The organism is Streptomyces sp. MNU76 (assembly GCF_020982545.1).
GTDB lineage: Bacteria > Actinomycetota > Actinomycetes > Streptomycetales > Streptomycetaceae > Streptomyces.
Genome location: NZ_JAJKLK010000006.1, coordinates 73,865 through 100,645 on the forward strand (window position 1 = coordinate 73,865; position 26,781 = coordinate 100,645).

At 70.3% G+C, this 26,781-nt stretch carries 22 protein-coding genes, 1 tRNA gene and 1 pseudogene; 11 read left to right on the plus strand and 13 right to left on the minus strand.

What is annotated here, in order from left to right:
* Window positions 1–39: 39 nt before the first annotated feature.
* On the minus strand, window positions 40–582 hold the full coding sequence (locus tag E4N62_RS15545) for a Uma2 family endonuclease (RefSeq protein WP_230214996.1): 543 nt from the start codon (window positions 580–582) through the stop codon (window positions 40–42).
* 416 nt (window positions 583–998) lie between these two features.
* On the opposite strand from E4N62_RS15545, the gene E4N62_RS15550 reads away from it, so the two are divergent.
* Complete coding sequence (locus E4N62_RS15550; RefSeq protein WP_230215004.1) at window positions 999–3,059, plus strand: PA14 domain-containing protein; 2,061 nt, start codon at window positions 999–1,001, stop codon at window positions 3,057–3,059.
* A gap of 84 nt (window positions 3,060–3,143) precedes the next feature.
* On the opposite strand, the gene E4N62_RS15555 is transcribed toward E4N62_RS15550, so the two are convergent.
* The 5 genes from E4N62_RS15555 to E4N62_RS15575 all read right to left on the minus strand — a co-directional run bounded on the left by E4N62_RS15555 (window position 3,144) and on the right by E4N62_RS15575 (window position 8,832).
* Window positions 3,144–3,617: a heat shock protein transcriptional repressor HspR gene (locus E4N62_RS15555; protein WP_230215547.1), complete on the minus strand. Its 474-nt coding sequence runs from the start codon at window positions 3,615–3,617 to the stop codon at window positions 3,144–3,146.
* Window positions 3,618–3,622: 5 nt separating this feature from the next.
* Window positions 3,623–4,804 (minus strand): molecular chaperone DnaJ, encoded by a 1,182-nt coding sequence (gene dnaJ, locus E4N62_RS15560; protein WP_230215005.1) that lies wholly within the window; start codon window positions 4,802–4,804, stop codon window positions 3,623–3,625.
* A 51-nt stretch (window positions 4,805–4,855) separates the two neighbouring features.
* Complete coding sequence (gene grpE / locus E4N62_RS15565; RefSeq protein ID WP_230215006.1) at window positions 4,856–5,539, minus strand: nucleotide exchange factor GrpE; 684 nt, start codon at window positions 5,537–5,539, stop codon at window positions 4,856–4,858.
* Entirely contained in the window at window positions 5,536–7,389 is a 1,854-nt protein-coding gene (gene dnaK, locus E4N62_RS15570) for a molecular chaperone DnaK (RefSeq protein WP_230215007.1), read from the minus strand. Before dnaK ends, grpE begins: the two co-directional genes overlap by 4 nt.
* A 1,032-nt stretch (window positions 7,390–8,421) precedes the next feature.
* Window positions 8,422–8,832, minus strand: a complete 411-nt coding sequence (locus E4N62_RS15575; RefSeq protein WP_230215008.1) for a hypothetical protein — start codon at window positions 8,830–8,832, stop codon at window positions 8,422–8,424.
* 568 nt (window positions 8,833–9,400) lie between these two features.
* Here E4N62_RS15575 and E4N62_RS15580 point away from each other — a divergent pair.
* On the plus strand, window positions 9,401–11,695 hold the full coding sequence (locus E4N62_RS15580; RefSeq protein ID WP_230215009.1) for a (Fe-S)-binding protein: 2,295 nt from the start codon (window positions 9,401–9,403) through the stop codon (window positions 11,693–11,695).
* 108 nt (window positions 11,696–11,803) lie between these two features.
* On the opposite strand, the gene E4N62_RS15585 is transcribed toward E4N62_RS15580, so the two are convergent.
* Window positions 11,804–12,001: a hypothetical protein gene (locus E4N62_RS15585; RefSeq protein ID WP_230215010.1), complete on the minus strand. Its 198-nt coding sequence runs from the start codon at window positions 11,999–12,001 to the stop codon at window positions 11,804–11,806.
* Between the two features lie 212 nt (window positions 12,002–12,213).
* Between E4N62_RS15585 and E4N62_RS15590 the strand changes: the two genes are divergently transcribed.
* From E4N62_RS15590 to E4N62_RS15620, 7 genes are all read left to right on the plus strand, one after another.
* Window positions 12,214–13,689: an FG-GAP-like repeat-containing protein gene (locus E4N62_RS15590; protein WP_230215011.1), complete on the plus strand. Its 1,476-nt coding sequence runs from the start codon at window positions 12,214–12,216 to the stop codon at window positions 13,687–13,689.
* A 130-nt stretch (window positions 13,690–13,819) separates the two neighbouring features.
* Window positions 13,820–15,139: an FG-GAP and VCBS repeat-containing protein gene (locus E4N62_RS15595; RefSeq protein WP_230215012.1), complete on the plus strand. Its 1,320-nt coding sequence runs from the start codon at window positions 13,820–13,822 to the stop codon at window positions 15,137–15,139.
* Window positions 15,140–15,394: 255 nt separating this feature from the next.
* The gene (locus E4N62_RS15600; protein WP_230215013.1) at window positions 15,395–15,790 is read left to right on the plus strand and encodes a nuclear transport factor 2 family protein; all 396 of its coding nucleotides are present in this window, start codon (window positions 15,395–15,397) and stop codon (window positions 15,788–15,790) included.
* A gap of 452 nt (window positions 15,791–16,242) precedes the next feature.
* Window positions 16,243–17,607 carry an FG-GAP repeat protein gene (locus tag E4N62_RS15605; RefSeq protein ID WP_230215015.1) on the plus strand — a complete coding sequence of 455 codons (1,365 nt, stop codon included), beginning with the start codon at window positions 16,243–16,245 and terminating at the stop codon, window positions 17,605–17,607.
* Window positions 17,608–17,735: 128 nt separating this feature from the next.
* Complete coding sequence (locus E4N62_RS15610; protein ID WP_230215017.1) at window positions 17,736–18,785, plus strand: Yip1 family protein; 1,050 nt, start codon at window positions 17,736–17,738, stop codon at window positions 18,783–18,785.
* Between the two features lie 201 nt (window positions 18,786–18,986).
* Entirely contained in the window at window positions 18,987–19,319 is a 333-nt protein-coding gene (locus E4N62_RS15615; protein WP_230215019.1) for a hypothetical protein, read from the plus strand.
* Between the two features lie 25 nt (window positions 19,320–19,344).
* The gene (locus E4N62_RS15620; RefSeq protein WP_230215021.1) at window positions 19,345–19,800 is read left to right on the plus strand and encodes a hypothetical protein; all 456 of its coding nucleotides are present in this window, start codon (window positions 19,345–19,347) and stop codon (window positions 19,798–19,800) included.
* A gap of 186 nt (window positions 19,801–19,986) precedes the next feature.
* Here E4N62_RS15620 and E4N62_RS15625 read toward each other — a convergent pair whose 3' ends face one another.
* Window positions 19,987–20,502, minus strand: coding sequence for a phosphoribosyltransferase (locus tag E4N62_RS15625; protein WP_230215023.1), 516 nt, complete (start codon window positions 20,500–20,502; stop codon window positions 19,987–19,989).
* A complete protein-coding gene (dcd, locus tag E4N62_RS15630; protein ID WP_230215025.1) occupies window positions 20,499–21,074 on the minus strand; it encodes a dCTP deaminase in 576 nt (191 codons plus the stop codon). Before dcd ends, E4N62_RS15625 begins: the two co-directional genes overlap by 4 nt.
* A gap of 567 nt (window positions 21,075–21,641) precedes the next feature.
* Here dcd and E4N62_RS15635 point away from each other — a divergent pair.
* Window positions 21,642–21,715 (plus strand) — tRNA-Gly (locus E4N62_RS15635).
* Window positions 21,716–21,995: 280 nt separating this feature from the next.
* Here E4N62_RS15635 and E4N62_RS15640 read toward each other — a convergent pair.
* The 4 genes and pseudogenes from E4N62_RS15640 to E4N62_RS15655 form a co-directional block, all read right to left on the minus strand.
* A pseudogene (locus tag E4N62_RS15640) lies at window positions 21,996–22,283 on the minus strand (arsenic resistance protein); the annotation flags it as partial.
* Between the two features lie 188 nt (window positions 22,284–22,471).
* Entirely contained in the window at window positions 22,472–23,686 is a 1,215-nt protein-coding gene (locus E4N62_RS15645; RefSeq protein ID WP_230215028.1) for an MFS transporter, read from the minus strand.
* A 7-nt stretch (window positions 23,687–23,693) separates the two neighbouring features.
* Window positions 23,694–24,173, minus strand: coding sequence for an ArsI/CadI family heavy metal resistance metalloenzyme (locus tag E4N62_RS15650; RefSeq protein WP_230215030.1), 480 nt, complete (start codon window positions 24,171–24,173; stop codon window positions 23,694–23,696).
* A gap of 28 nt (window positions 24,174–24,201) precedes the next feature.
* Window positions 24,202–25,584: an FAD-dependent oxidoreductase gene (locus E4N62_RS15655; protein ID WP_308185081.1), complete on the minus strand. Its 1,383-nt coding sequence runs from the start codon at window positions 25,582–25,584 to the stop codon at window positions 24,202–24,204.
* A gap of 119 nt (window positions 25,585–25,703) precedes the next feature.
* On the opposite strand from E4N62_RS15655, the gene E4N62_RS15665 reads away from it, so the two are divergent.
* A complete protein-coding gene (locus tag E4N62_RS15665; protein WP_230215032.1) occupies window positions 25,704–26,759 on the plus strand; it encodes an NAD(P)/FAD-dependent oxidoreductase in 1,056 nt (351 codons plus the stop codon).
* Window positions 26,760–26,781 lie beyond the last annotated feature (22 nt).

The window sequence follows — 26,781 nt, forward strand, 5'->3', positions numbered from 1 at the left end:
CCGGCCGACCAAGGACGTCAGAGGGAGCGGGAGTGAGAATCAGCCCCGCCCCGCCCCCGTGATCGCCTCGTCGATAGCGAAACCCTTGGCAGGCCCTTCAGGGATGACGACCTCCCTGCCGTAGGCAAACCGCCGGATGTCCCCCCAATCGGCCGCCTCCGGGCGTGGTTCGGTGAAGAGCGTGACGGCGCCCTCCCCGTCGTAGTCGTCGATGACGACGTACACCAGAATGCCGGCCCGGGCGTACTCGCGCCGCTTCTTCACCCGGTCCCGGTCCTGGTTCCGCTTCCCCGGGGAGACGACCTCGACGATGAGCTGCACGGAGTCGGCACGCACACCCATGTCGTCCTCGTCGTGGCACAGCTCCGTGTCCTCCGGAGCGACGAACGCATCCGGGATCCACGCCCTACGGTTGTGGATCACATTCATGTCCTGGTAGCAGGCGTAGTCGCCACCGTCCAGGAACCGGTCCAGGGCCCGACGGACACGATTGGCGATCAGGCCGTGCGAACGGCGGGCGGTGGGCGACAACTCGATGGCTCCCTCAATGATCTCAGCGCGGTAGCCCTCGGGTGGGTCCATGGCCTTCCACACCTGCCACAAGGCCTCGTCCGGGCTGGGTCCGTTCGCGAATTCAGTCCCTGCCTCGGACATGGTCTCGGGCCTCTCATGTGCAAGAGCGGTCAAGGTGGCACCTCCTCCTCAAGTGTGGGCTTGGCGTGCACGGGGCACAAGCAACGCCGCCACGCTATGCGTCCACACACTCTCACCTGCGGAAACACCCTCGCTTCACTCGAACTGGTGACGCAGAAACTATTCACCCCGCGAGTGTCGGCCCACGCTTACAGCGCACCCCAGGCCACCTCACACACCCCAAGCCCCCACGCGCCCCACCCACCCCGTACAACCATCCCCCACCCCAAACGTCTGATCGTCACCGGAGGCGTAGCCGCCTCCGGTGACGATCGCCCTCACGCCCTGAAGGACCCCAGGACCCCATGACCTCAGCCAGACGCTCGACGGCGGCCGCCGCCACCGCCGTCGTGCTCGCCACCGCCGGCGGTCTGCTCGTCGCGACCGCCACCACGGCGAACGCGGCCGTCACCTGCTCCTCCCCCGTCTTCAAACGCCAGCTCTTCGCCAACACCACCTTCTCCGGCACCCCGAAGAAGACGGACTGCGACAGCGCGATCGACCAGAACTGGGGCACCGGCGCCCCCGCCACCGGGCTGCCGTCCAACAACTTCGGCGTCCGCTGGACCGTGACCCGCGACTTCGGCTCCGGCGGCCCCTTCACCCTCTCCGTCTCCGGCCTCGACGGCATCCGCGTCCATCTGGACCCGGGCACGACCGACGCCCGCAAGATCAGCCTCTGGAAGAACGGCTCGACGACCGTCTCCAAGACCCTCAACCTCACCATCCCCTCCGGCAAGCACACCCTGCGCGTCGACTACGTCAACTGGACCGGCGCCGCCAAGGTCAAGTTCACGTACACGCCCCGCACCTCCGCCGACGTCGACAAGGTCAGGCCGCTCGTCCCGACGGGGGCCGCGGTCGCGTACGACGAGGCCACCGGCAGGGCCAAGGTCACCTGGGCGAAGAACAAGGAGAGGGACCTCGCCGGGTACAAGGTCTACCGGCGGCTCAAGGGCACGTCGTTCGGCAGCACGCCGCTCGCGACGACCACCTCCACCTCGTACACCGACACCGGGCTGCCGAAGTCGGGCGCGGCGTACTACTACGAGGTCCGCGCCTACGACAAGGCGGGCAACAGGTCGGCGGGCACGGCCGATCAGCTGGTCACCACGGTGGACCGGATCCCGCCGACCGTCCGGGATCTGAAGGTCAGCGGTGAGTCCTCCCTCGACGGGGTGTCCCTCTGGTGGATGTCCGAGGGGGCCGAGACGAACCGGCTGCTGAGGGCCGCCTCGCCCGACGGGCCGTTCGAGGAGGTCAAGGGCCCCTGGGGCAACTCGGCGACCGATGCCACCGCCCCGTACGGGGAGACCTCGTACTACAAGGTCGCGGTGTCGGACGCGGCGGGCAACACCGCGTACTCGTCGGTGGTGTCGATCGCCAGGCCGCTCGCGGTGCCGTACCTCTGGAAGACGGAGAACCGGCCGGAGGACGGCGGCGGCGTCGATCTGCGCTGGGACGTGTCGCCGTACGCGCCGACCGAGTTCCGGGTTCACCGCGAGGAGCGCCGCTTCGACGAGGCGACCGGGACCTTCGACGTCGTCGACTCCCAGGTGGTGCCCTGCGAACCGAAGCTCACCGACACCGCCTACGGCACCAAGTACGGCTACACCTGCACCGACACCACGGTCGTGCCGAGCCCCGACGACGGGTTCTACGTGTACTGGGTGACGACCGTCGACGCGCTCGGCCGGGAGTCGACCCCCTCGCAGACCATCTCCCACGGCTACGGCGACGGCACCGCCCCGCCGCTCGTCACCGGGTTCACGGCCACCGCCACCGAGTACGGCACGGTCCTGGACTGGGACGACAGCCCGGTCGCCGACCTCGCCGAGTACAACGTGTTCCGGCTCAGCACGGTGGACGACGGGACCGGGTACACGCATGTGGGCACGGTCGAGGCGGGCACCAGCCGGCTCGTCGACTCGGCGAACCTCCAGGACGGCGAGCACCACACGTACTTCGTGGACGCGGTGGACACCTCGGGCAACTCCACCTACACGTCGGCCGACAAGATGGTGTCCACGACCGTCACCGAGCTCGACCTGCGGCCCACCGTGGAGACCCCCGCGGACTGGCTGGTCAGCGTGAACGCACGGGCCGCCGACGGCGTGGCCGCGGTCGATCTCACGTGGGAGCTGTCCAGCTCGTACAACGGGACGGACATCACCGGTTACCGGGTGTACCGGTGGAACCCGGCCACCGCCGCCCACGAGCCCCTGACCGCCGACCCGGTCACCGGCACGTCGTACACCGACACCACGGCCGCCGCCGGCACCACCCACTTCTACTGGGTGACCGCCCTCCACTCCGGCGGCACCGAATCGCCCCCCGGCGACGCCTGGGTGGCTCTGGCCCCCTGAGCACACCTACAAGGACACGGCAGGGGCCCGGGAGTTCAGCCGAACAGCTGAATCTCCTGGCCCCTGACCACACTTGACGTACCGTCAGTCTGCGGACGTCTGCCGCCCCTTCGGCCGCCACACCACCAACGCGCTGCTCTGCTGCACTTCCTGGTACGGCACCAGATCGCGACGGTACGACGCGTGGACCGCCGCCTCGCGCTGGCGCATGGCCGCGGCGGCGCCGTCGAGCGCGGCCTCCATCTCGGCCACCCGGGACTGGAGCGCGGCGACCTGGTTCTCCAGCTCGATGATGCGCTTGATGCCGGCCAGGTTGATGCCCTCGTCCTGCGACAACTGCTGGACGGTGCGCAGCAGTTCGATGTCACGGGCCGAGTAGCGACGGCCCCGCCCGGCGGTGCGGTCCGGGGAGACCAGGCCGAGACGGTCGTACTGGCGCAGGGTCTGCGGGTGCAGACCGGAGAGCTGGGCGGCCACCGAGATGACGTACACCGGTGTCTCTTCCGTCAGCTCATAAGCCCGGTTGCCAAATGAATTCTGCCTACGGCGGCCGTCCATCACATTCATGCTCCCTTCGCGGCCTGGAACAGCTCCGCTCGCGGGTCCTCGCCCGCGGTCGCCTCGCGATACGCCTCCAGCGCGTCACGAGCCTTCCCCGACAGGTCCTTCGGGACACTCACCTCGACCGTGATCAGCAGGTCCCCGCGGGTGCCGTCCTTGCGGAAGGCGCCCTTGCCCCGGGCCCGCATCGTACGTCCGTTCGGGGTGCCCGGAGGCAGTTTCAGGGTGACCGGCGGACCGCCCAGGGTCGGGACCCGGACCTCTCCGCCGAGCGCCGCCTCGGGGTACGTCACCGGGACGGTCACCGTGAGGTTGTCGTCCTTGCGGCCGAACACCGGGTGCGGGTCGACGTGCACGACGACGTACAAGTCGCCCGCCGGGCCGCCCCGTTCACCGGGGGCGCCCTTGCCGCGCAGCCGGATCCGCTGGCCGTCGGAGACGCCCGCCGGGATCCGGACCTGCATGGTGCGGGAGGACTTGGCGCGCCCCGAGCCGTGGCAGATGTCGCAGGGGTGCTCGGCGATCAGGCCGCGGCCCTTGCAGTCCGGGCAGGGGTCCGTCAGGGAGAAACCGCCGCCGGAGCCCCGCGCGACCTGGCCGGTGCCGACGCACGTCGGGCACACCCGGGGGGTGCCGTTGGCGTCGCCGGTGCCCGAACAGGCCTTGCAGGGCGACTGCGAGGACATGCGCAGCGGTACGGTCGCGCCCTCGATCGCCTCGGTGAAGCTCAGCGTGACCTCGGACTCGATGTCCTGGCCGCGCCGGGGCTGCACCCGCGTGGTGCCGGAGCTGCCCCGGTTGAACAGGCCGCCGAAGACATCGCCGATGCCCCCGCCGAAACCGCCCGCGCCCTGGCCGCCGCCCTGCGCGCCACCTCCGAAGAGGTCGCCCAGGTCGAAGTTGAACGAGCCGCCGCCGGCGCCGGGTCCGGGGCGGAAGCCGCCGTTGCCGAAGAGGGTGCGGGCCTCGTCGTACTCCTTGCGCTTCTTGGGGTCACCGAGGATGTCGTTGGCCTCGGAGATCTCCTTGAAGCGCTCCTCGGCCTTGATGTTCCCCTTGTTGGCGTCCGGGTGGTACTCGCGGGCGAGCTTGCGGTACGCCTTCTTGATCTCGGCCTCGGTGGCGTCCTTGGGGACGCCGAGGACCTTGTAGTAGTCCTTCTCGATGAAGTCCTTGGTACTCATCCTCGACGTCCCTCCTTCCACTCACCCTGCATGCCGCGTCGGCCTGTGGCGTCAGCCCTCGTCCGGGCCACCGCTCTCCTTGTCGTCGGCACCGGAGGCACCCTCGGCCTCCTCGGCCTTGGCGGTCTGCGCGCCGGGCTGCGGCTCGGCCACGGCCACCCGCGCGGGGCGGATGGTGCGCTCGCCGATGCGATACCCCGGCTGGAGAATCGCCACGCACGTCGTCTCGGTGACGTCGGGCGCGTAGCTGTGCATCAGGGCCTCGTGGATCGTCGGGTCGAAGGGCTCGCCCTCCTTGCCGAACTGCATGAGGCCCATCTTCGCGGCGACGGTCTCGAGCGACTCCGCGACGGACTTGAAGCCGCCGACGAGTTCGCCGTGCTCGCGCGCGCGGCCGATGTCGTCGAGTACGGGCAGGAGTTCGGTCAGGAGGTTCGCGATGGCGATCTCCTTGACCGTGATCCGGTCGCGCTCGACCCGGCGACGGTAGTTCTGGTACTCGGCCTGGAGGCGCTGGAGGTCCGCCGTGCGCTCACCGAGCGCCGTACGCACCTGGTCCAGCTGCGCCGTCAGACCGGCCACCTGGGCCGTCGCTGCCGCGGCCCCGGCCGGGGCCGCCCCCTCCTGGGGGGCGGCCTTCGGCTCGGCGTCCTCGGAGCCGGAGGGGACATCAGGCTGCTGCGGCTGAGCCGACTGCGGCTGCTGCTCGTCGAAGCCCGGGGTCTCCTCCGTCACGCGGCACCGTCCTTGCGGTCACGCGGCTCGTCGACGATCTCGGCGTCGACGACGTCATCGTCGGCCTTGGCGTCACCGGCGCCGGCGCCGGCCTCGCCGCCCGCGGCCTGCGTGGCCTGGGCGTCGGCGTAGAGGGCCTGGCCGAGCTTCTGCGAGACGGCCGCGACCTTCTCGGTGGCCGTGCGGATCTCGGCGGTGTCCTCGCCCTTGAGCACTTCCTTCAGCTCGGCGACGGACGCCTCGACCTCGGTCTTGATGTCACCGGGGACCTTGTCCTCGTTGTCCTTGAGGAACTTCTCGGTCTGGTAGACGAGCTGCTCGCCCTGGTTGCGGGACTCGGCGGCCTCGCGGCGGGCGTGGTCCTCCTCCGCGTACTTCTCGGCCTCCTGGCGCATCCGGTCGACCTCGTCCTTCGGCAGCGAGGAGCCGCCGGTGACGGTCATCTTCTGCTCCTTGCCCGTGCCGAGGTCCTTCGCGGTCACGTGCATGATGCCGTTGGCGTCGATGTCGAAGGACACCTCGATCTGCGGCACGCCACGGGGCGCCGGCGGCAGACCGGTCAGCTCGAACATCCCGAGCTTCTTGTTGTACGCCGCGATCTCGCGCTCGCCCTGGTAGACCTGGATCTGCACGGACGGCTGGTTGTCCTCGGCGGTGGTGAAGATCTCGGACCGCTTGGTCGGGATCGTCGTGTTCCGCTCGATGAGCTTGGTCATGATGCCGCCCTTGGTCTCGATACCGAGGGACAGCGGGGTGACGTCGAGGAGCAGGACGTCCTTGACCTCACCCTTGAGGACACCGGCCTGGAGCGAGGCGCCGATGGCGACGACCTCGTCCGGGTTCACACCCTTGTTGGCCTCCTTGCCGCCGGTCAGCTCCTTGACGAGCTCGGCGACGGCGGGCATACGGGTGGAGCCACCGACGAGAACGACGTGGTCGATCTCGGAGAGGGCGATCCCGGCGTCCTTGATGACGTTGTGGAACGGCGTCTTGCAGCGCTCCAGCAGGTCCGCGGTCAGCTGCTGGAACTGGGCGCGGGTGAGCTTCTCGTCGAGGTGCAGGGGGCCCTCGGCGGAGGCGGTGATGTAGGGCAGGTTGATCGAGGTCTCGGTGGACGAGGACAGCTCGATCTTGGCCTTCTCGGCGGCCTCGCGGAGGCGCTGGAGGGCCATCTTGTCCTTGGCGAGGTCCACGCCGTGGCCGGCGCGGAACTGCTGCACCAGGTAGTCGACGACGCGCTGGTCCCAGTCGTCACCACCGAGGTGGTTGTCACCGTTGGTGGCCTTCACCTCGACGACGCCGTCACCGATCTCCAGGAGCGACACGTCGAAGGTGCCGCCGCCGAGGTCGAAGACGAGGATCGTCTGGTCGTCCTTGTCGAGGCCGTAGGCGAGGGCGGCGGCGGTGGGCTCGTTGACGATACGGAGCACGTTCAGCCCCGCGATCTCACCGGCCTCCTTCGTCGCCTGGCGCTCGGAGTCGTTGAAGTACGCCGGGACGGTGATGACCGCGTCCGCGACCTTCTCGCCCAGGTAGGCCTCGGCGTCGCGCTTCAGCTTCTGCAGGATGAAGGCGCTCATCTGCTGCGGGTTGAAGTGCTTCCCGTCGAGCTCGATCTTCCAGTCCGTGCCCATGTGACGCTTGACGGACCGGATCGTCCGGTCCACGTTCGTGACCGCCTGACGCTTGGCGACCTCGCCGACGAGCACCTCACCGTTCTTGGCGAAGGCGACGACGGACGGCGTGGTCCTGGCGCCCTCGGCGTTGGTGATGACGGTGGGCTCGCCGCCCTCCAGAACGCTGACGACGGAGTTAGTCGTGCCCAGGTCGATGCCGACCGCACGTGCCATTTCAATTCCTCCAACAATGACTTGAGTGGAACGGACTCAAGTGTGCATGACGCCCACCGATGGGTCAACAGAGCTGAGTCGAGGAGGCTCAACTCTTATGTTTTCCTTATACGCAACTGGCGGCTGACCTGCGGGGATGCATCTCGCGGGGGCGGGCGGGAGGGGTGACGGCCGGCCGTGGCGCGGGGCGGTGAGCGCCGGGGAGGTGCTGAGGGCAGGACGCCCGATGGCCTGGGGCGTGGCAGAGGGTCAGCAGCAAGCGGCCGACGGCCGCCGCACCGCCGTCGGGGTGAGGATCGGGGCCGGTCCGACTTCGGGTGCGGGCGCGGTGGGGCTTCCCGCGCAGTTCCCCGCGCCCCTGAAAAGCAGGGGCTGCGCCCCGTGCTTTTCATCGCGGACCGGCGCCCGGTCCGCAGGGTGAGGACCGGGCGCCGGTCCTCACCCTGCGAGGGACACCGTGACCTCGCGCAGAGCCCGGCGTCGGCACACCCCTCCAACCGGCCGCCGGAGAGCCGCCGCAGCCCGGCCCTCTGCGGTCCCACGCCTCCCGACCTGCCCCCTACTCCCCTACCCCACCCACCCCTCCGCCCCAGCTCCGCCGCCTCCTGTTCCTGGAAGCGTGGGGAGCGGGGTCGGGGCCGGGGCACGGCCTCCCGGGATGGGGCGAGCCGGGGCGGGGCGCGGTGGCCCCCGTGGGAGCCGGACGAGGGCGGTGGATTCCCGTGGAGGCGGGTGCGCTGCCGTGGGGACGGTCGGGGCGGGCCGGGTGGGACGAAGAGCATGGCCAGCACCACCAGGGCGGTCGCCCCGCCACCCACCACGCCGAACGCGGCTGCGTCCACAGCATGTGGATGGCGAGCCCCACGCCCGTGGACCCCGCGGCCGCGACCCCATCACGACCACCACCCCCGGCGGCGTCAGCCTGACCCGCCGCAGCCGGTGCGCGAGATGGTCCGGCCCACCCGCCACAGCTCCGCCCCGCCCGCTTCCGCGAGACCAGGACGAGCACCACGTCGGCGGTCGCCACGGCCGTCAGGGCGAAGGGCGCACCCACACCCGCCCGTACCCGACGGCGTACACATGCAGCGCGCCCCCCGCGAGCAGGAAGCCCACGAACAGCGCCCCGCACGTGCCGATCGCGACGCGCGCGGGCGGCCAGTTGTGCATCAGGAACCCGGTGAGCGCGGCGGCCAGCACGCTGAACAGCGTGGTCAGACCGTCCATCACCTCCGCCGCCGCACACCCGCCCAACGCGAACGCGGTGACCGCGCCCACCACCCCGAGCACCCCGTCGGAACGCCCCATCCCCTTGAACCCGTGCACCACGAGGGCGATCCAGACAAGCCCCGCCATCCCGCCCAGCACCCCGAGTTCGCGGTACGGCACGACCAGCGCGGCACCGACGACCACCCCGCCGCCCGCACCACGGCCGGCAGCCGCCACACGTCCCCGACCAGCCCGAACACCCCGAGCCCCGCCCCGACCACGATCAGCCATCCGGCCTCCGCCCGAGTGGAGCGACCCCGCCCACTCCCCACCCAGGCCACGGCCCCCACCCCGCCCATCAGCGCGACGCCCCCGAGCACCGGCACCCGCCGCCCGCGCCGGCGCTCCACGATCCCCAGCCGCAGCGCGGGCACGCGGACGGCCGCCGAGAGCACGGCGGTCAGCAACAGGGCGGAGGCGGCGGCGAGGATTCCGTACAGCACGGATCCAAGTTAGGCGCGAATGTCACAATTTCTGATGAATAACACGATCGTTTTGAAATAGCACGCTCGCCCGATGCCGCCAAGGGGTCGTCGCACAGTCGCCACGGCGCCGCACTCAGGCAACCCTCAGCGACGCAGATCACCGCCCCCCTGGCTACAGTGCGGCAGAAGAACTGGGTAGTCTCAGACGGACTGCATAAGTTACCGCTTAGTAATGATCTCCAGTGATCTTCGAGCTGCCCGACGGGCACCCCGGAGAACTCCCCGGAGAAAACCCCCTCGCAGGCCCGAGGAGCCCCGAAATGCAACTCGCCGCGATCATCGTGTCGCTGGTCCTGACCGTGGTCGGCGTTGCGCTCATCGCCCGAGCCGTGGCGCAGATCTACCGGTTCGTGAAGCTCGGTCAGCCGGTGCCGGCGGGCAGCCGTACCGACGACCCGAAGGCGCGCACGATCACCCTGGCCCGGGAGTTCCTCGGCCACACCCGGATGAACCGGTGGGGGATCGTCGGCTTCGCCCACTGGTTCGTCGCGATCGGCTTCCTGACGCTGCCGCCGACCCTCGCCCAGGCGTACGGCCAGCTGTTCGAGGCCGACTGGACGCTGCCGGTCATCGGCGGCTTCCTGCCGTTCGAGATGTACATCGAGTTCATCGGTGTGATGACGATCCTCGGCATTCTCGTGCTGATCGCCATCCGGCTGCTCAGCCTGCCCTCCCGGGCCGGCCGCAAGTCGCGCTTCGCGGGCTCGAAGGCCTGGCAGGCGTACTTCGTCGAGTACGTCATCCTCACCATCGGCCTGGCGATCTACACCCTGCGCGGTCTTGAGGGCGCCATCCACCACGTGGACCACTACGAGGCCGGGTACTTCGCCTCGTACCCGCTGGTCGTGGCCTTCCGGGACCTGGACCCGAGCACCCTCCAGAACCTGATCTACCTCACCGCGATGATCAAGATCGGCACCTCGCTGATCTGGATGATCGTCGTCTCGCTGAACACCAACATGGGTGTCGCCTGGCACCGCTTCCTCGGCTTCCCGAACATCTGGTTCAAGCGCAACGCCGACGGCGCCACCGCGCTGGGCGGTCTGCAGCCGATGACCTCCGGCGGCAAGCCGATCGACTTCACCGACCCCGGTGACGACGACGTCTTCGGTGTCTCCCAGGTCGAGCAGTTCTCCTGGAAGGGCATCCTCGACTTCTCCACCTGCACCGAGTGCGGCCGCTGCCAGTCGCAGTGCCCGGCCTGGAACACCGGCAAGCCGCTCTCGCCGAAGCTGCTGATCATGTCGCTGCGCGACCACGCCCACGCCAAGGCGCCCTACCTGCTCGCGGGTGGCGGCAAGACCATGGAGGGCGAGGAGAAGGCGAGCGAGGAGCAGCTGAAGGACGTGCCCGCCGCGGCCCTGGCCGAGGCCGAGCGCCCGCTGATCGGGACCGTCGAGGAGAACGGCGTCATCGACCCGGACGTCCTGTGGTCCTGCACCACCTGCGGCGCCTGCGTCGAGCAGTGCCCGGTCGACATCGAGCACGTCGACCACATCGTCGACATGCGCCGCTACCAGGTGATGATCGAGTCCGCGTTCCCGTCCGAGGCGGGCACGATGCTCAAGAACCTGGAGAAGAAGGGCAACCCCTGGGGCCTGGCGAAGAAGCAGCGCCTGGAGTGGCTCAAGGAGGTCGAGTTCGAGGTCCCGGTCGTCGGCAAGGACATCGAGGACCTGTCCGAGGTCGAGTACCTGTACTGGGTCGGCTGCGCCGGCGCCCTGGAGGACCGCGCCAAGAAGACCACCAAGGCCTTCGCGGAGCTGCTCCACATGGCGGGCGTCACGTTCGCCATCATGGGCGGCGACGAGAAGTGCACCGGCGACTCCGCCCGCCGCCTCGGCAACGAGCCCCTGTTCCAGGAGCTCGGCATGGAGAACGTGGCCGCGCTCAACATGGCCTTCGGCGAGGAGACCGACGACGAGGGCAACGTCACGCCCGAGTCGAAGAAGCCGAAGTCGGCCAAGAAGATCGTCGCCACCTGCCCGCACTGCCTCAACACCCTCGGCAACGAGTACCCGCAGCTCGGCGGCGACTACGAGGTCATCCACCACACCCAGCTGCTCCAGCACCTCGTCGACGAGGGCAAGCTGATCCCGGTGACCCCGGTCGAGGGCATCATCACCTACCACGACCCCTGCTACCTGGGCCGCCACAACAAGATCTACACGCCGCCGCGCGAGATCATGACGGCCGTCCCGGGCCTGCGCCAGCAGGAGATGCACCGCCACAAGGAACGCGGCTTCTGCTGCGGCGCCGGTGGCGCGCGGATGTGGATGGAGGAGCGGATCGGCAAGCGCATCAACAACGAGCGCGTCGACGAGGCCCTCTCCCTCAACCCCGACATCGTCTCCACGGCCTGCCCGTTCTGCCTCGTCATGCTGACCGACTCGGTCAACGGCAAGAAGAACGAGGGCAAGGCCAAGGAGTCCGTCACGGTCGTCGACGTCGCCCAACTGCTGCTGGAGTCCGTCAAGACCCCGGTCCCGGACGACGAGCCCCCGGCGGGCACGGCGGAGACGGAGAGCGAGCCGGAGCCGCAGCCGGTGAAGTAGCCGCCACCACACGGCAGTCGGTACGACGACGCCCCCGGTCCCGCCCCCTCGGACCGGGGGCGTCGTCGTGTCACTCGCGCGGGCCTCCGCGTCGGCGGCCCGCGCGGCTCACAGCTCGTCGACCGGGTCCGTCGACGCGGGCGCGGTGACGGTCCTGCACTGCGCGCCCTCCGGCCTGGACACCGACTCCGGCTTCCAGCACTTCACCCGGTCCACGGCCGGGGTCCCCGGTGCGAGCGGGACGTACGACCACTTCGGCTCCGAGACCACTGTGCCCGGCCGCGCCCACCGGCCGGTACGCCCCACGCCCACCGACCGGAACGCCCCACGCCCACCCCTGCCGCGCAGCTCACAAAAATTGCTCGAACTTCCGTGCAACCCTCCCGCCACTCCACCGGTCTCCTGTTCGCCAACTTTCCCGTGAACCCCTGGAGAACTCCCGGCGAACGCGGACAGAAAGGGCACCCCATTGACTGCGGACGTCGGCCAGGCGTCCGCATGCAGCAGGAGATTCCCGCATGCACAAGCATCTGCGACTCGCCCTCGCGACGGCCTCCGCGGCCGCGCTGACCGGCGGTCTGCTCACGTTCTCGGCCGTGACGGCGACGGCGGCCGACTCCGTCCACCACCCCGTGGCGGACTTCAACAACGACGGCTTCGGCGATGTCGCGTACGCGGCCGGAACCGCCACCGTCGGCGGCAAGAAGGGCGCCGGACAGATCGTCGCCCTGTACGGCTCCGCGAGCGGTGTGACGTCCACGAAGCGCACCACGATCAGCCAGAACACGACCGGTGTACCCGGCAGCGCCGAGACGAACGACGCGTTCGGCTGGGTCAGCGCGTACGGCGACTTCAACGGCGACGGTTACGACGACCTCGCCGTCTCGGCGTTCCTGGAGGACGTGTCCGGCGACACGGACGGCGGCACGGTCGCGATCGTGTGGGGCTCCTCGAAGGGCCTGTCCGGCGCCACGACGATCAAGGACCCGACGCCCTCCTCCCACGACAAGTGGGGCAAGTCCCTGGCGGCCGGCGACTTCGACGGCGACGGGACGGAGGACCTCGCGGTCGGGGCCACGTCGAGCACGATCCACGTCTTCAAGGCCGGCATCAGCAAGTCCGGCACCGCGGGCGGCCGCTACACCGTCAAACCGCCCATCATGTCGGGCAACGGCACCGGCCCGCTCAACCTCACCGCGGGCGACGTCAACGGCGACAAGCGGACCGACCTGATCGTCGACGGCTTCGAGACGGACAGCGCGTACAACTGGAACGCGAACTACTACGTTCCCGGCACCGCCACCGGCCTGAAGGCGGCGTCCGCGCAGAAGCTGAAGCCCGGCATCATCACCGGCATCGGTGACGTCAACGGCGACGGGTACGGCGACATCGTGACCGGCTCCGAGTGGGACCCGTCGAAGGACGGCAGCGAGCCCTCCGTGCCCGAGTCCGCCACCGGTGGCAAGGTCCACATCGTCTACGGCTCGGCCGACGGGCCCGCCGGGGCCACCTCGATCACCCAGAACTCCGGCAACGTCCCCGGTTCCTCCGAGCGTGGCGACTTCTTCGGCAACGAGATCTCGCTCGGCGACATCAACGGCGACGGCTTCCAGGACCTGGTGGTGGGCGCGGCCGGCGAGAACCTGAACGGCGTCGTCAACACGGGCGCGGTGACGGTCCTCTACGGCTCGGCCTCCGGCGTCAACACCACTTCCGGGTACCAGTACTTCGCCCAGTCCACGGCGGGCGTCCCCGGCTCGGACGAGAAGGACGACTTCTTCGGCTCCGAGGTCAAGCTCACCGACGTCACGGGCGACGGCCGGGCGGACCTGACGGTCGGCGCGTACGGCGAGAACGGCGGCAACGGCTCGGTCGTCTACCTGCCCTCCAACGGCTCGAAGATCACCGCGACCGGCTCGCGCTCCCTGTCGACGTCCTCGGTCGGCGTCTCGACGGACGCGGCCCCGCTGTTCGGCGGCAACGCGGCCAACTGACGCGGACGACCGCACAGGCACCACCGGACTCGGGCCCGCATCCACCTCGGATGCGGGCCCTCCCTCCTCGCTCCTCCTGACGACCACTCTCACCACAGCCCTCGCCACCGCCGTCCTGACGACCCTCCCGATGGCCTCCGCGACGGCAGCCCCCGCCAAGTACGCCGACGACTTCGACGGTGACGGGTATCGCGACCACGCGGCCTTCTCGTACGGCACCGACACCCGCTTCAGCAAGGGCGGCGGCATCCTGGTCACCTTCGGCACGGCGGCCGACGGCCCCGGTACGAAGACGCAGTTCATCGACCAGGCGAGCGCGGGCGTCCCCGGCACCGACGAGAGCGACGACCTCTTCGGCGACGTCCGGGTGGCCGCCGACCTCAACAAGGACGGGTACGGCGACCTCGCGGTCTCCGCCAACGGTGAGGACGTCGGCAAGGCCAAGGACAACGGCACCGTCACCGTCCTCTGGGGCGGCAAGAACGGCCTGTCCGGCGGCACGACCGTCCCGTTCAAGGGCCCGAAGGGCGTCTCCGGCAGGGCGGCCGACTTCGCCACCGGCGACTTCGACGGCGACGGCCACCAGGACCTGGCCCTGGTGCGCGACAGCAAGACGTACGTCCACCGGGGCGCGATCACGAAGTCGGGGGTCAAGGGCTCGGTGACGGTCCTGGACAAGGACACGTCGAGCTTCTACGCCACGGCCCTCGTCTCCGGCAAGGTCGACAAGGACGGCAAGACCGACCTGGCCGTCATCGGCGACGTGGTGTACCCGGAGTACATCGCCTCCGACGCCTGGTTCGTCAAGGGCGGCAGGACGAAGCTGTACCCCGGCAAGACGCTGCGCCTGGAGCGCCGGAACGGCAACAGCGGCCAGGCGGAGCGCGGCGGCGACGGCGTCATCGCCGACTTCGACAAGGACGGCTACGGCGACATCGCCATCGGCACCCAGATCCACGACCGGGACACGGGCCGCGTGTCGGTCTGGTACGGCGCCTCGTCCGGCCCGTCGACGAGCGCCCGTTTCACCCAGAACACCGCCGGGATCGCGGGCGGCGCGGAGCGCGGCGACCGGTTCGGCGCCTCGGTCTCCGCCGGTGACGTGAACGGCGACGGTTACCGCGACCTGGCGATCGGCGTACCCGGCGAGACCAACGACGGCGCTGACGAGGCGGGCGGGGTGCACGTCCTGTACGGCGCCAAGTCGGGCCTGCGGGCACAGGGTTCGCAGTGGTTCGCCCGCAACTCACCGGGCGTCCCGGGCACCCTGGCCACCGGCGACTACGTCGGCCACACGCTCCGCCTCCGTGACACCGACCGCGACGGCAGGGCGGACCTGTACGTCATGGGCGACAACAGCTCGCTGCGCCTGCCGGGCACCTCGAAGGGTGTGACGACGACGGGTGTGCAGCGGGTGAACGGTGACGTCGTCGCGGGGATGCTTCAGTAACGCGGCGTACGTGGCGCACGTATCGCACTAGCACAGCAGCCCCCGGGCCCCTCGGGCACTGTCCGTGCTGGACGAGACGGTCGCGCTCCCCACTTCAATGCGCGACCGGCGGTCTTTCCCCACGCGCCGACCGTGCCCCCAACCAGCTCCTCCTCCTGGCCCGCACCCAGCCTTAGCCTGCGAAGCACCCCATCAGTGGCGATAATCATACAAAAGGAGCACAACAGGCAGGCATCCGGAAAGCAGGCGATCCCCATGGCCGAACACCCGAACGCAGCGCTCGTCCGCAAGGGCTACGACGCCTTCACCCGGGGCGACATGGACACCCTCCGCTCCCTGATGGCCGCGGACTGTACGCACCACGTCCCCGGCAGCCACCTGCTGTCGGGCGACCACAAGGGGCAGGACTCGATCATCGGCATGTACCAGCGCCTCTTCGAGGAGACCGGCGGGACGTTCGACGTCACCCTCAGCCATGTGTGCGTGGACGGCCGGGGCCACGCCGTCTCCGTGCACCGCTACACCGCCGAGCGCGGCGGCAAGCGGATCGAGCAGAACGGCTGCCTCGTCTTCCGGATCGTCGGAGAGAAGTTCACGGACATCGACGAGTGCCAGGAGGACATGGACAAGGAGGCGGACTTCTGGTCCTAGGGCGTGTTTCGGAAGTCCCTTCGTCGCCCGAAGGGCGGCTCTGCGGCGTCCGGTGCGTGCTCTCGGCGCGCCGGACGAAGGGCCTCGTACTGGGTGTACTTGGCCTTTCGTCCGGTGCGGCGGTGGGGGTACCTCCCGGTCGAGCGCCAGCCGAGACTGGGGGAGCGTGCCGGGCGTCGCAGAGCAGAAGGGACTTCCGAAACACGCCCTAGCCCCTCCCGGCTCCCGGCTCCCGGCTCCGGTACTACAACCCCGCACGGCCTCCAGGTGTCACACAGGTGAACCAGCCGAACCAGGCCAGCACCCCACCCCGATATCAGGCCATTCCGCCACCTGGAGCCCCCCGTGCACAGACGGACATACGCCCTGGCCGCCGCCACCGTGGCGACCGCCACCACGGCGGCCCTCGCCCTCACCCTGGCGCTGCCGCCACCGCCGCCCCCTCCGCCGCCGTGACCAGCGACTTCAACGGTGACGGCTACGCGGACCTCGCCGTCGGCGTCCCCGACGCGACCGTGAACGGCAAGGCCAGGGCCGGCTATGTGAACCTCGTCTGGGGCGGCGCCAAGGGCCTGGGCGGGCACGGCAGCATCCGGGTCAGCCAGGCCACCGCCGAGGTCCCCGGCACCCCCGAGGCCGGCGACCGCTTCGGCGCCTCCGTACTGCTCGCGGACCTGAGCGGCGACGGCCTCGCCGAGCTGATCGTCGGCGCGCCCGGCGAGGACGTCACCGGCCGGGGCGCGGACGCGGGCACGGTCACCGTCGTCGGCGGCGCGCGGACCGGAACGGGCCCGGCGTCCAACGCCCTCACCGGCACGTCGGGGAACGCGGCGTACGGCTGGTCGGTCGCGGCGGCGGACCTGACCGGCGACGGCGGCCGGGACCTCGTGGTCGGCGGCCGGGACAAGGTCGTCGTGCGGGCCGCCGTCGACAACGGCGAGGACCTGGTCGTCACCACCGTCCTCGCCACGCCCATGGGCGGCCGCGCCCCGGTCCTCGCCACCGGCGACTTCACCGCCGACGGCACGGACGACCTCGCCCTCGCCTACTACACGATCGACGCCCCCTTCACCCAGTCCCACGTACGGCTGTGGTCCTGGGACGAGACCGAGCGCCGCATGGCCAACGTCTGGAACTCCGACAACGGCGCCGCCTCCGCGCTCGCCGTCGGCGACTTCGACGGCGACGGACTGGACGACCTGGCCCTCGGCGAGTGCCGCGAGATCGCCGACGAGAACATCGACGACCCGTGCGGCCCCGAGTCGTACGCCAAGGGCGGCGGCATCCACCTCCTCTACGGCGACAAGAACTCCTTCGGCCTGCGCACCCAGACCCTCAACCAGGACACCGTCGGCGTCCACGGCGTCGCCGAGGACGGCGACCGCTTCGGCGCCTCCCTCGCCGTACTGGACTGGAACCACGACGGCCGAGACGACCTGGTCGTGGGCGCCCCGGGCGAGGCCATCGGCGCCCGCGCGGCGGCCGGCGCGATGACGTTCCTGCTGAGCCACGAGGGCGGCATCATCGACCGCTTCGGCGAGGCCACCTCCGTCCCGTACCACCAGGACCGGCCCAAGGTGCCCGGCGCGGCGGAGACGAACGACGCCTTCGGCACCGCCGTCGCCACCGGCGACTACGACAAGGACGGCACCCCGGACACGGCCGTCGGCGCCCCGGGCGAGAACGCGAGGTCCGGCGGCGTCTGGGTCTTCCCGAAGACCTCGGTCAACGGCTCCTACGCCCTCACTCCGAAGAGCCTGGGCCTGCCGTCCCCGGCGTCGGCCCTGTCGTACGGCAGGTACGTCAGCAGCCGTTGAGCGCGCGCCGACACGGCCGCCGACCTGCGCCGCCGACCTGCGCGGAGGCCGTGACCGGCCCACCACCCAACCGACCACCGGACCGTCCCCGCCCCACCCCTCACACATCCCTGACGATCCCTTAGGGGATGTCACAGCTCGGCCGCAAAGCCGGGCCGGTTGGCCCCGGCCCGGCACGCGGCCGTCCGGGACCAGGTACGTTCGATGACGTGGCTGGATTCAGGATCGGACGCGGCCGGGACAACGGCGCTCCTCAAGCGCGACCGCACAACCCTCCGTACGGACAGCAGGCCCCGCAGGCCGGCGGCCCGTCGTACGGCTACCCCCAGACGCCCCCGGGACCGCCGTACGGCGGCGGGCGCGGCGGTCAGGGCGGCTGGCCCCAGACGCACGGCGGTGGACGCCCCGGCGGTTACGGGCCCCAGGGCAACCACGGAGGCCATGGGGGCCATGGCGGGCACGGGAACCACGGCGAGCCGGAGTACTTCGGCGACGACGGCGGGCACCCCCAGGGCGGCGGCCCGGACCCGTACGCGGCCAACAACCCGGGCCACACCCAGATGTTCTCCGTCGGCGAGGACCCGTACCAGCAGGGCGACACCTACCGCGCGGGCAACGCCCCGGCGGCGCCGCTCGGCCCGCGGCTGCCCTGGAAGGCGCTCCTCAAGGGCATCATCACCAACCCGAACCAGACGTTCCTGGTGATGCGCGACCACGCGGTGTGGGGCCCCGCCCTCATCGTGACGTTCCTGTACGGCCTGCTGGCCGTCTTCGGCTTCGACGCCGCACGCGAAGAGGCGATCAAGGCGACGCTCTCGGCGGCCGTGCCGATCGTGCTCGTCACCGGCGTGACGATGGTGGTCAGCATCTTCGTCCTGGGCGTGGTCACCCACACCCTCGCCCGGCAGCTCGGCGGCGACGGCGCCTGGCAGCCGACCGTCGGCCTCTCCATGCTGATCATGACCCTCACGGACGCGCCGCGCCTGGTCGTCGCGATGTTCGCGGGCGGCGACGCCTCCTTCGTCCAGATCCTCGGCTGGATCACCTGGGTCGCCGCGGGCGCCCTGCTGACCATGATGGTCGCCAAGTCCCACGACCTCCCGTGGCCGAAGGCCCTGGGCGCCTCCGCGATCCAACTGGTGGCGATCCTGTCCCTGATCAAGCTGGGTACGTTTTAGGCGGGACACTTCCGTACGACGGGGCCCCGGCGCAGCGACTGCGCCGGGGCCCCGGCCGTATGCCCATGCGCGCGGGCAAGTACGCCCCATCCGCTAATGGCCGAACTCTTCATGCGTGACACGGTTCGTCACGATTAGGCTCCATATCATCACATGAAGTGATCCTGACCTGAACCTCGAAACCCTCCACAAGGAGTGCGCGTGAAAGCTCGCTTTGGCCTCAGCCGGGGATCGGTGCTCCTGGCCACACTGCTCGCCGCCATGTCCGCCGCGGTCCTCCCCACAGCCGCGTCCGCCGACGGAACCGAGAACGGGGACAAGGGCGGCCACAAGGCCCGCTCGGACCATTGGGGTGTGATCACCCGCAACACGATCGGCTCCCCCGTGGCCCAACTCCGCAACGGCCCGTTCGGCTCGTTCGGTGTAGTGGGCCCGGAAGGGAGACCGCCGTACGGCCGGGGCAGCCTCGGCATCGAGGTGGCGAACAGCTCCACCACCCTCAGCCCCCCCCAGCGAGAAGGTCGACTTCGGTAACGAGGTCGACTTCTTCGGCAATCCGGTGTCGGGCCTGACGCAGGCCGGCTTCCATGTGTTCCAGACCGGCGAGAACGTAACCTACGGCGGCACCTCGACGAACATGCCGAACATCAGATTCGAGATCGACCCGAACCTGGACGCGGCGCCGGGCTCCAACTACTCCACGCTGGTGTGGTTGCCGCCCAACTCCCCGGTGACGAACCGCTGGAGCCCGTATCTCGACGCCACCCAGACCGGCACCTGGTTCCTCACGGGCGCCGCGGGCACCGCGACCGGCTGCGCCCAGGCAACTCCGTGCACCTTCGCCGCCGTCAAGACCGCGCTCGACCAGGACGGCGGAGACCCGGCGACCATCTACACCGCCGCTGTCGGCAAGGGCCGCGACTTCATGTGGATCGGCGCCGTCGACGGCTTCCGCGTCAACGGGACCATCTACGACTTCGAGGCGGGAGGCGTCGTGCCCCGCCGGGCCACCTGACCACCCGCCCTCTGCCCCACCCCGTACACCACTGACGAGGAGTTGCCACTTCGCAGCACTCGGTCCCGCCGAGCCGAAGCTCAGCGGGACCGAGCAAAGCCAGCCCCCGAACCCACGGTGACGGTTTCACGTCACTACGGTTTTCAAGATCGGTGGCGGTATGAGTCCTGGTCGCAACGAACCACGTCAGAGCGCTTCCTTGGATGGAGTCACAGGCTCCCCCGACTTACGTACCACAGGCAAAACACTCCAGGGAAAGTTGATCCAGTCGTCCGTCCGCTTCCACACGTACTCGCACTTCACGAGGGAGTGGGACTTCTCATAGATCACGGCGGACCGGACCTCGGCGACGGCGTCGAGGCAGAAGTCGTGGACCAGCTTGAGCGTCTTGCCCGTGTCGGCGACGTCGTCCGTGATCAGGACCTTCTTGTCGGAGAAGTCGATCGCGTTCGGGACGGGGGCGAGCATGACGGGCATGTCGAGGGTCGTGCCGACGCCGGTGTAGAACTCGACGTTCACGAGGTGGATGTTCTTGCAGTCCAGGGCGTACGCCAGCCCGCCGGCCACGAAGACCCCGCCGCGGGCGATGCTGAGCACGATGTCGGGCTCGTACCCGTCGTCGGCGATCGTCTGCGCGAGTTCGCGTACGGCGGTGCCGAACGCCTCGTAGGCGAGGTTCTCCCGGGGCTGGGACACGCTCACACCTGCGTCCGGTGGAAGTTGAGGAAGGACCGGGAGGCGGTCGGACCGCGCTGCCCCTGGTAGCGGGAGCCGTAGCGCTCGCTGCCGTACGGGAACTCGGCCGGCGAGCTGAGCCGGAACATGCACAGCTGCCCGATCTTCATGCCCGGCCAGAGCTTGATGGGGAGCGTGGCGAGGTTCGACAGTTCGAGGGTGACGTGCCCGGAGAAGCCGGGGTCGATGAACCCGGCGGTGGAGTGGGTGACGAGCCCGAGCCGGCCCAGGGAGCTCTTCCCCTCCAGCCGTGAGGCGAGATCGTCCGGGAGCGAGATCACCTCGTAGGTGCTGGCGAGCACGAACTCGCCGGGGTGGAGGATGAACGGCTCGTCCCCCTCGGGCTCGACGAGCCGCGTGAGGTCCGACTGCTCGGTGGACGGGTCGATGTGCGGGTAGCGGTGGTTCTCGAACACCCGGAAGAAGCGGTCGAGACGCACGTCGATGCTCGACGGCTGCACCATGGTTTCGTCGTACGGATCGATCCGCACCCGACCGGCGTCGATCTCGGCCCGGATGTCCTTGTCTGAGAGAAGCACGCCCCGAGGATACGCAAGACGCGCGGGCCGCCCACCATCAGGACGGACTCCGCGCGCCTCGACGACTGCCGGCCGCAGGTAGCTCTACCAGCCCGACCTGTGGCGACCGTTGTGGCTACCGCTTCTGCAACGCCACCGGCACGACGCTGCGCAGGCGCGCGCAGCGTGGGCAGCGCATGAGCCGACCGGGGCCGAGGCGCTCGGCCTGCTGCATCGGGAACGAAGCGGTGCTGAACACGTGCCCATCGGCACAACGGACGACGGTGCGCTCCATCAAGTCCAAGAGTCCCTTCCCCAAGAGCCGCGTCTGGCTGTCGACCTACGTCGACCTGACGACGAAGCGCCACATTACGGGATGAACGGGACGCCCCTCCAGGCGGCACTCCGATCCGTTCCACGACCCTCTCGGACCCTCTTCCGCGCCTCCACCGTACGCCCCAACTCCCGCGCCCCGCAGCCCCATCCCCGCCCCTGAAACGCAACCGGGCCCCACGCCTTCAGCGCGCGGGGCCCGACATGAGGTAAAGTAACGATGCGTTCCGACACCGGCACCAACCGGCGTCTTACGCGGGTGTAGTTTAATGGTAGAACATCAGCTTCCCAAGCTGAGAGCGCGAGTTCGATTCTCGTCACCCGCTCCATGATGAAACCCCAGGTCAGCAGCCTGGGGTTTACTTGTTGCCTAGACCATTTTTGGGGCTCCGTGCCCTCCGCGTGCCCTTAAGTCGCGCGAATGTGCCCACCAGAGGGCCACTAGAGGGTAGTTTCTGACAACACGTCAGCCGATTGACTCGAATAACGAGACGCATCTTCAGTGACCTGCACCACTTGCAGGCGTCGGGGTGGTGAAGTCGCATACGCAAAGCGACAGTTCGTGCTGCCGTCGGCTGCGGTGTCGTGCTGCTGACTGCCGGCCATCGCTCACGATGCGGCGGGTGCGTCGTCCTCGCGCTTGTCGAGGGGGAGCAGGCTTGGGATGAGCCGGACGTAGGCGACCATCCCCAGAACCTCGACCAGCGTCTGGGTGACCACGGCGACCGCTGCGACCGCGAGGGCGTCGGGCAGTGCCAGGGCCAAGGGCAGGACGCCCAGGGAGTTGCGGGTCGCGCCGGTGAAGACGATGGCCCGTCCGGCGCCGGTGTCGAGCCGGAACAGCCGGGCTATCACCTTCCCGGCGAAGGCCATCACCAGCAGGAACAGGACATGGATGGCGACCGAGGCTGCGCCACCGGGACACCTTCCCCGTACTCAGGACGGAGGCCGGACGCGTCGCACAGCTCATCGTCATCACCGAGTTGCTCCAGTCCGCATCACGCGGGGAATACCCCGAACTCGTGCCCGCCCTCAGAAAGCTGGCCACGGATGTGCGTGGTGGGCGCACCTCCGGAGTCTGAGCCTCACGTGCTTCGGTTGGCGGATCCCGCAGCCAAGGCGCTCGCCAGCAGGGACACCGCGGCGAGCAGCGCGAAGAGCTGCGGGTAGCCGCCGACCTCGGTCGCCAGTGCAGCCCCGGCGAAGGGAGCCAGGGCACTGGCGATGGTGACGGGGGCCCCGAGGATCCCGGAGAGTCGGCCGTAGTGAGCGGTGCCCCAGCGGTCGGAGACCGCAGTGGCGTGGAGGAGAGTGAGGTTGCCTCGCACCATGCCGGCCGTGATCGCCAGGAAGAGCAGAAGCGGGTACGGCCCTGTGGTGATGGACAGGAGTGCGGTGGTCGCGCCGCCTGCGGCGATCAGGACGACCGTGCGGGTGGTGACGCCGGTACGGCGGGCGAGGCCGGCGTAGAGGGTGCGGCCCAGAGTCTGTCCCGCGCCGCCGAGGCCGAGGGCCCAGGCAGCGGCGGTGGGGCTCGCGCCGCGTTCGGTCAGCAGTGGTACGAGGGCGATGACGACCGCGTACATCGCGAAGCCGTTGAGGGTGAGGGCTGCGGCGAGCAGGAGGAACGGCCGACTGCGGGCAATCGGCCTGGACCCGTTGGGTTGTCGGGTGGGGTCCCGTGGGGCTGGCGGCCAGGGTGCCCGTAGGGCGAGCGCGTGGGCCGGGATGGTGATCACGGCGAGGATCACGGCGAGGACGGCGTACGTGGTACGCCAGCTGAAGTGTTCGGCGAGCGCGGCTGTCAGGGGTGCGAAGGCGGTGGACGCCAGGCCGCCCGCGAGGGTCACGATCGTGAGGGCGCGGACGCGGTCCTCGCCCCACCAGCGGGTGAGGGCGGCGAAGGCGGGCGGGTAGAAGGTGGCCGCCATGGACAGCCCCGCCAGAAGCCATGCTCCGGTGAAGACTGCGAGGTTGGGGGCGTACGCGAGGGCCAGCACAGCCGCGACGCCGAGCAGCGAGCCGAGGGTCATCACGGCGCGCGGGCCTCGTTCGTCGAGGATGCGGCCGACCGGGATGCCCACGAGGGCTGAGACCAGGAGGGCCCCGGAGAAGGCCGCCGTCGTGGCGGTCGTGGACCAGCCCGTGTCGGCGGTGATGCGGGTGTTCAGGACCGGGAAGGCGTAGTAGACGACGCCCCAGCTGGTGATCTGCGTCGCGCACAGGGCGGGCAGCGCGGCGCGGGGCCGTGACCGGTCCCCCGCCCCGGTCACGGCCTCGCTGGTGTCGAGGTCGGTCATCGGCGGATCAGCAGCAGCCGCCCGCGGCGACCGGTTCCTTCGCGCCCGTGCCGGCGTCGGCGTCGGAGTCGGCCGTGCCGGTGCAGCAGGTGCTGCCCTGCTGCTTGGCCAGGGAGTCTGCGTCGGCCTTGACCACGTACACCTCCCAGGGTTCCCGGCCGGGGCCGTGGACCCAGACCTTGTCCTGGAGGGCGTAGCAACAGGTGGTGTCGTTCTCCACGTCGGTGGCCAGGCCGGCTTCGCCCAAGCGGGCGGTGGCGGCATGGACGGCCTCGGTGCTGTCGACCTCGACGCCGAGGTGGTCCATGCGGGTCACCTCGCCCGCGGCGCCTTCGATGAGGACGAGCTTGAGCGGGGGCTCGGTGATGGCGAAGTTGGCGTAGCCGTCGCGGAGTTTGGCGGGCTCGGCGCCGAAGAGCTTCGTGTAGAAGGCCACGGACGCGTCGAGGTCGGGGACGCGGAGGGCGAGCTGTACGCGGGATGTCATGGCGAACCTCCTTGGGTGGGTGGGGAGTTCAGCAACCGCCGGAGCCGGAGGTGGCGGCCGGGGCGCCGATGCCGATCTGGAGCGTGGCGGGGGCGGCGCAGCAACCGCCGCCCTCGCCGGACTGTGCGGCGCCGGGGTCGTCGAAGAGGCCGGCTCCGCCGCAGACCCCCGTCTCCGGGAGGGTCAGCTCGACGCGCTCGGCCGCTTCCTGGTCGCCCGCGAGCGCGGCGGCGATGGAACGGACCTGCTCGTAGCCGGTCATGGCGAGGAACGTCGGAGCGCGGCCGTAGGACTTCATGCCGACCAGGTAGACGCCCTGTTCGGGGTGGGAGAGCTCGTTCACACCGTGCGGGTAGACCGTGCCGCAGGAGTGCACGTTCGGGTCGATCAGCGGGGCGAGGGCGGTCGGGGCCTGGAGCCGTTCGTCGAGGCCGAGGCGGAGTTCGGAGAGGAAGGACAGGTCGGGGCGGAGGCCGGTGAGGACGATGACCTCGTCGACCGGGTCGAGGCGGCGGCCGTCTTCCGCAACCAGGACGAGCCCGTCATCGCCGTCGCGCTCCACAGCCTGTGTGCGGAAGCCGGTGGCGGCGGACGCGTGGCCGGCCTCGACGGCTGCCTTGGCCCGCAGGCCCAGCGCGCCTCGGGCGGGCAGTTCGTCGGCCTCGCCGCCTCCGTAGGTGCCGGCGCCGATGCCACGGCGCAGGATCCATACCGCGTGCGTGCCGTCCTCCTCCTTCGCAAGGTCGGCGAGGAGAGCGAGGGCGGTGAAGGCGGAAGCGCCGGAACCGATGACGGCGGTGCGCTTGCCCGCGTACCGGGCGCGTACGGCCGGGTCGTCGAGGTCGGGGACGCGGTAGGAGATGCGGTCGGCGGCCGTCCTCTCGCCGAGGGCGGGCAGGCCGTCGGCGCCCATCGGGCTCGGGACGGACCAGGTGCCGGAGGCGTCGATGACGGCGCGGGCGGTGATCCGCTCCTCTCGGCCGTCCGTGGTCCGGAGGTGCACGGTGAAAGGCTGCTCGTCACGGCCGGAGTCGACGATGCGGTCCCGGCCGGCGCGGGCGACACCCGTCACCGTGGCGCCGTAGCGGACCTGGTCGCCCAGGACATCGGCGAGGGGCTGGAGGTACCGCTCGGCCCAGTCGCCGCCGGTGGGGTACGTGGCGCCGTCCGGGCGGACCCAGCCCGTGGGGGCCAGCAGCTTCTCGGCGGCCGGGTCGACCAGCTCCGCCCACGTGGAGAACAGCCGCACGTGCGACCAGTCGCGTACGGCGGCGCCCGCGGCCGGGCCCGCTTCCAGGACCAGCGGTTCGATGCCGCGCTCGACGAGGTGGGCGGCGGCTGCCAGGCCGACCGGGCCGGCGCCGATGACCACGACGGGCAGCTGGTCGGGGGCGGTGGTGGAGGCGCTCACGGGGACTCCCCTTTGTTTCGACATCTGTCAATCTCTTGCGATGCCAGCATGCCACCTGATTCGATGAACTTCAACATAGACATTCGTCGAATCCGGAACGGATCTGAAAGAGGTCGAGCGTGGAGCACATCGATGTCGCGGTGATCGGGGGCGGCCAGTCCGGGCCGGCCACGGCGTACGCCTTGCGCCGACAAGGACTTCGGCCGGTGACCCTGGAGGCGTCGCAGCAAGCGGCCGGATCATGGCCGCGCTACCACGACAGCCTCACCCTCTTCTCGCCCGCCAGGTACAGCTCCCTGCCCGGGATGCCCTTCGACGGCGCACCGGACCGCTATCCACACCGGGACGAGGTCGTCGCCTACCTGCCGCGCTACGCCAAGCACGTCGACGCCGACGTTCGCACCGGGATCCGCGTACGGGAGGTCCGGGCGGACAACGGCGGCTTCACTCTCACCCTGGAGGGCGGTGGACGCCTGTCCGCGCGGGGCGTGGTGGCGGCGTCCGGAACGTTCGGCCACCCCTACCGTCCGGCGTTGCCGGGACTGGCGAGTTTCACCGGCACTGTCCTGCACGCGGCCGACTACCGGACACCCGAGCCGTTCGCCGGGCAGCGGCTGGTGGTGGTCGGCGCCGGGAACTCCGCCGTACAGATAGCCGCCGAACTGGCCGCGCACGCGCGGGTCACCCTCGCGACACGGCAGCCGGTCCGCTTCGCCCGGCAGCGCACGCTGGGCCGCGACCTGCACTGGTGGCTCACCCGGACGGGGCTCGACACCCTCCCCGTCGGCCGGTTCCTGCGGACCCCGCCGACCCAGCTGGTCATCGACGACAGCCGCTACCGCGCCGCCGTCACCTCCGGCGCCCCTGACCGGCGCCCGGTCTTCAGCGGCGCCGACGGCACGAAGGTCACCTGGGCGGACGGCGGCACGGAGGAGGTCGACTCGATCGTCCTGGCCACCGGCTACCGGCCCGACCTGGGCTACCTCACCCCGCTGGGCGCCCTCGACGAACACGGCCACCCCCGCCACCGCGAGGGGCTGTCGCGGACCCACCCGGGACTGGCGTACGTCGGACTGGAATGGCAGCGCAGCCTGTCGTCGAACTCCCTGCGCGGGGTCGGCCGGGACGCGGCCCGGGTCGCCCGGCATCTCGCCGCCCGCCTCCGCCAAGTCTGAGGCCGACACCAACACCAGCACC